Source organism: Streptomyces macrosporus, assembly GCF_039533145.1.
Lineage (GTDB): Bacteria > Actinomycetota > Actinomycetes > Streptomycetales > Streptomycetaceae > Streptomyces > Streptomyces macrosporus.
This window is the reverse complement of sequence record NZ_BAAASZ010000005.1, coordinates 155,331-159,575: the sequence shown is the minus strand read 5'-3', so window position 1 is coordinate 159,575 and position 4,245 is coordinate 155,331. Positions and strand designations below refer to the sequence as shown.

Below are 4,245 nucleotides of genomic sequence, written 5' to 3'. Positions count from 1 at the left end.
ACGCAGCGTCGAAGTTGATCGACCCACACCGATGATCATTCTGTTAGAGGTTCTTACTGGATCGATGCCGGAGACGGGGTGATGATCTCCACGAGTGTCTTCCAGGACCGGGCCGGCGCCGAGGAGTCGACCGACAGGGCGGCGGACTTCGTACGGGACCGCCTCGCCTCCCTGCTCCCCAACCCTCCCCAGGTCACGGCCGGCGAGGTCGTGGCTCACTCGTAGCGGCCGGCCGGACGCGGCACGGCCGTCGAGACCGTGCACCCGTGCCGCGGACCGCGCGGGTCGCCGGGCACGAGCGGCGCGTTTGACCGCTCGGGGCCAGCCGACGCAGGGGCCGCCCGGCTTGCCGGGCGGCCCGTCGTCGACGAGGGCCGAGACTGTCCGTGGCCGCAGGGCCGGCTGTACCGCCAACGTGTCGAAGCCGTTCTCCTCCTTCGGCTCGTACCCTCGACGTGACGCGACATGGGCTTACTTGCCCGCCGGCGAGGAGCTTGCCAAGCGAGGCGCTTCGCTACTCCGTGGGCATTCCCGCGTAGGCGCGCATCGCCGCGCGGTCCTGGGGAAGACCCCACGCCCGCAGGATCCCCAGGAAGTTCCCCCATCGCCACGTGCCGTCGTCGAGCGTGGCCAGCACGCGGACCAGGCGCTGCTGCCGGCGGTCCAGGTCCGCGAACGCCGGAAGGCCGGCGGGACGTTGTGAGCCGAAGGCCAGACGCAGGGCGGCCGCGGCGACCGCGAAACCGGCGGGTCCCGTGGTGGCGGCCAGACCGTCCGTCACGGCGTCCAGGGCCTCGGTCGGGTAGCGGTCGGCCAGCAGGGTGAGGCTCGCCGCGGCGTAGCCGCGCAGATTCCCTTCGTGGAACAGGATGCCGGGCGGGCCGGGCTCCGGCGGATCCGCCTCGACGGCGGCCAGCTCGGCGAGCACCTCCGCGCCCACCGCGGCTTCGGCTCCCGTGCTGCCCAGGCGTGCCAGGGCGGTCGCCGCCGCCCACCGCACCGTCTGGTCCCCGGCGGTGAGGAACGGACGCAGTCTGTCGGTCAGCGTGGCATCGCCCAGCAACCCCGCCGCCACGAGCGCCGTGGCCACGACGGCCTGGTCCGTCTCGTGGTCGAGCAGTCGCAGCAGGTGCGGCACCGTGCGGTTTCCCTCCTCGGGAAACCAGGCCACGAGGTACGCCGTCGCCGCACGCACGGCCGGATCGCCGTCGTCCAGCAGCGCGCACAGGGCCGGCACCTCCTGCCGCACCGCGTCGTAGGCGCCCAGTTCGGCGTCCGCGGCCCGGAGCTGCGCGTCGAAGTCGAACACCGCGCGGTGCATCTCGCGGACGCGCCGCTCGCCGTCGTCGGGCGCCTCCGCGACCCACGTGTCGTACTCGGCACGCACCTGTTCCGGGTCCTTCGCCCTGAACGCCGCGACCTCCTGCCGCCATCCCGTCACATCGACGCCGCCCGGCAGATGCGCCTCGTCATACCCGATGGCCAGCGCCGCCAGCAGTTCCAGGACCTCGTCCCGGTCGGGCACCGACGCGTCGGCCGCCATGCGGGCCAGGAACGGCACGGCCGCGGCCGACGCCTCGTAGCGGCTGCCCTGGTGGAAGATGTTGCCGTACAGGGCGTGCAGGGCCTTCCGCCGCCCCTCCGCGTCCGTCCCGCACAGGGCTCGCAGTTGTTCCGGAACGTCGTCCGCGGCGCCGTAGGCGTGCTCCAGGGCCGCCCAGTCGATCGCGTCCAGTCCGGCCAGAGGATTGTTCTCCGTCGTCACGAGCGGCAATGTCCCACATGGCTCTGACATCTGTGCGGTTCAGGCGAGAGCAGTGGACCGTCCCCCTTCCGTGTCCGGTTCCACGCGTGCCTCCGCACCCGGGCGGATACGCCCTCCGGGTTCGCGGTGCCGTGCGCCGATGGTCCGGTGACGCCGCTGGTCGAGCCGGCCTTGACGGCCGCGCACCGGCATACGGTCCACGACTCGCACCGCGCCTTCCGGGGTGCGCCACTCGGTCTCCAGGACCAGGGAGTCGTCCCGGTAGCGGCGGGTGCGACCACGCCACCCACCGCCGTCTGCCGGGGCGGTGCGGCGGCACGCCGATCGTCGGCCGCCGCGGCACTCCGCACGGTTCGGGGCTCGGCCGCACCCTCCGAGGCGTCGAACGCGCCCTCGTCCGACCCCACCGGAACCGGCCCGCGCCGTCGTCCGGCGAGATGCTCGTGACGACGGATGCGGGTGTTCGGGAGCTTTCTCGACGACGTGGCCGGGCTCGGGCCACGACCGGTCCGAGTCAGCCGGCCCTTTCGACGTACGACGCCAGGTTGGCCAGCGAGGAGGCGATCCCGGCCTCGTGGACCGCTTGGTCGATGCCGGGTGGCACGTCCGTGGCGGTAACGGTCACCTCGGTTCCATCACCGGCGGCAGCGAGGTGCCAGGTCAACGTCATGGTGCCCGCGTACGACGGGTCGTCGGCCTCGAACACCGCCCGCTGCACCACGCGCTCCGGCGGCACCAGGTCGGCGAACTCGACGTCGACGACATCCGTCGCATCTGAAGTCTTGCCAGGGCTGTCGGCGGGATCGAGGTAGGTGAGGACCATCCGGAACCCGCCACCGGGTCGGGGGTCCCACCACTCGATCCGCCCGCGCATGCCGTCCGGCGGCAGCCACGCCTCGAGGGACTCCCGGTCGAGGAGGGCGTCGTAGACAGCCGCCGGTGGGGCGGCGATCACCCTGCCGGCACGGTCGATCCTGCTCATGGCCCGATCCTAGAACCCAAGAGGTCCCGCCGGCCCCGTCCTCATCGAGCGTCCCGCCGAAGAAACCAGCCTGGCTCGGGCCGCGGCCGGCGAATCGCACGACGCGCCAACCGGACCCACCCGAGGACGACGCCCGCCACCGGGGCACGCGGCCGGACGTCGTCCGACACGAAGACGGTCGACTTCGGCGCGGTGCGGGCCGGCGCCCCGTGCCCCGAGACGGACGGCGGCGTCATCCCGTGGCCGACGATGCCGGACCCGGTGCGGAAGGCATGGGAGACGGCGCACAAGGAGGTCTTGGGCCTCGACATCGTCCCGGACCACCACTTGCGGGTGGACGCGGCGTACCTCAACGACGTGTCGTCGTGGTGGCCGGTGCGGTGTTCGCGCCCTGGGTCGATGCGGTGGTGTTCATGCGCGGTGAACATCCTTGCGGTGACCGTTCCTCCGTCCGTCTCCGGCCGTGTAGCCGAAAACAGACGGAGGGACAGAGCGCAAACCGAGGTCCTGGTCCAACCTCTGTGAAGCAAGTCGTCGGATCCGGGGTCCGGCCGGGGTACGCCCAGGAGCCGCCATCGGACGATCTTGCAGCCCTGAGGCACACCGCCGTGCCCTGACCCGGCACCAGCCCCATTGCGCCGAGCGACAACCACGGCCAGGTGGGCCGATCCGGTTCGTCCTCCAGGCTCCGGGGCGAGTTGCCCGAACACGCTCGGGGTCCTTCCTCGCCGGAGGCGATGGAAATCGGACTGTTTTCCGCAAAATGGCACACATGTTGTTTTTTGCGGCTTTTGACACGGGGTCTCCGCGGACGAGACGGAGTGGGGACGCGGCGTTCGCGGAGTCGGCCGGTGACGGTGAGTCCGGTGCCTCCTCCTGAGTCGGCCCCGGAGTCCGGGCGGCGGTCCTTCGCACCGTTGCCGGCCGTGTGCGTCGGGTACTTCATGGTGATCCTGGATGTGACGATCATCAACGTCGCCGTACCGGTGATCGGCCGGGAACTGTCGGCCTCGCTCACCGGCATCCGGTGGATCACCAACGGGTACACCCTGGTCTTCGCCGGGTTCCTGCCGACCGCCGGCGCGCTGGGCGACCGGCTGGGCAACCGTCGGGTCTTCTGCTCGGGCGTGGCGGTGTTCACCGTGTCCTCGGTCGCGTGCGCGCTCGCGCCGAGTTCCCTCGTCCTGGTTGTGGCCCGGCTGGTGGGGGGGCTCGGCGCGGTGCTGATCGTGCCGGGTTCCCCGGCTCTGTCCCGGCAGGCCTGCCCCGCGCCGGCCGCACGCTCGTGGGCCTTCGGGCTGTGGGGCTCGATGGCGGACATCGCGGCCTCCGCCGGACCGCTGCCGAAGGGAAGCGGGATCGAGGACGTCGGCGGTGAAACCGCGGGCCGTGATGCCGTCACGGCTCGGCTCCGTCGTCGGGCGGTCCAGGTGGCCGGTCCCAGGCCGGGGCCGGCGCCGACGAGAGCGAACGTGGTCACGTGAGTCCTCTCCCGGGG

Annotated in this window: 4 protein-coding genes; 2 read left to right on the top strand and 2 right to left on the bottom strand. The window is 72.1% G+C overall.

All coding sequences use genetic code 11. The annotated features are described in order from the left end of the window. Positions 1-81: 81 nt before the first annotated feature. The gene (locus ABD335_RS02915) at positions 82-225 is read left to right on the top strand and encodes a hypothetical protein (protein WP_344320431.1); all 144 of its coding nucleotides are present in this window, start codon (positions 82-84) and stop codon (positions 223-225) included. Positions 226-514: 289 nt separating this feature from the next. Here the strand turns inward: ABD335_RS02915 and ABD335_RS02910 are convergent, their stop codons facing one another. Together ABD335_RS02910 and ABD335_RS02905 are read right to left on the bottom strand one after the other, a co-directional pair. Next, a complete protein-coding gene (locus ABD335_RS02910; RefSeq protein WP_344320430.1) occupies positions 515-1,765 on the bottom strand; it encodes a HEAT repeat domain-containing protein in 1,251 nt (416 codons plus the stop codon). A gap of 514 nt (positions 1,766-2,279) precedes the next feature. Then, complete coding sequence (locus ABD335_RS02905; RefSeq protein WP_344320429.1) at positions 2,280-2,747, bottom strand: SRPBCC family protein; 468 nt, start codon at positions 2,745-2,747, stop codon at positions 2,280-2,282. A gap of 944 nt (positions 2,748-3,691) precedes the next feature. Here ABD335_RS02905 and ABD335_RS02900 point away from each other — a divergent pair. Next, positions 3,692-4,231 carry an MFS transporter gene (locus tag ABD335_RS02900; protein ID WP_344320428.1) on the top strand — a complete coding sequence of 180 codons (540 nt, stop codon included), beginning with the start codon at positions 3,692-3,694 and terminating at the stop codon, positions 4,229-4,231. Positions 4,232-4,245: the final 14 nt, after the last annotated feature.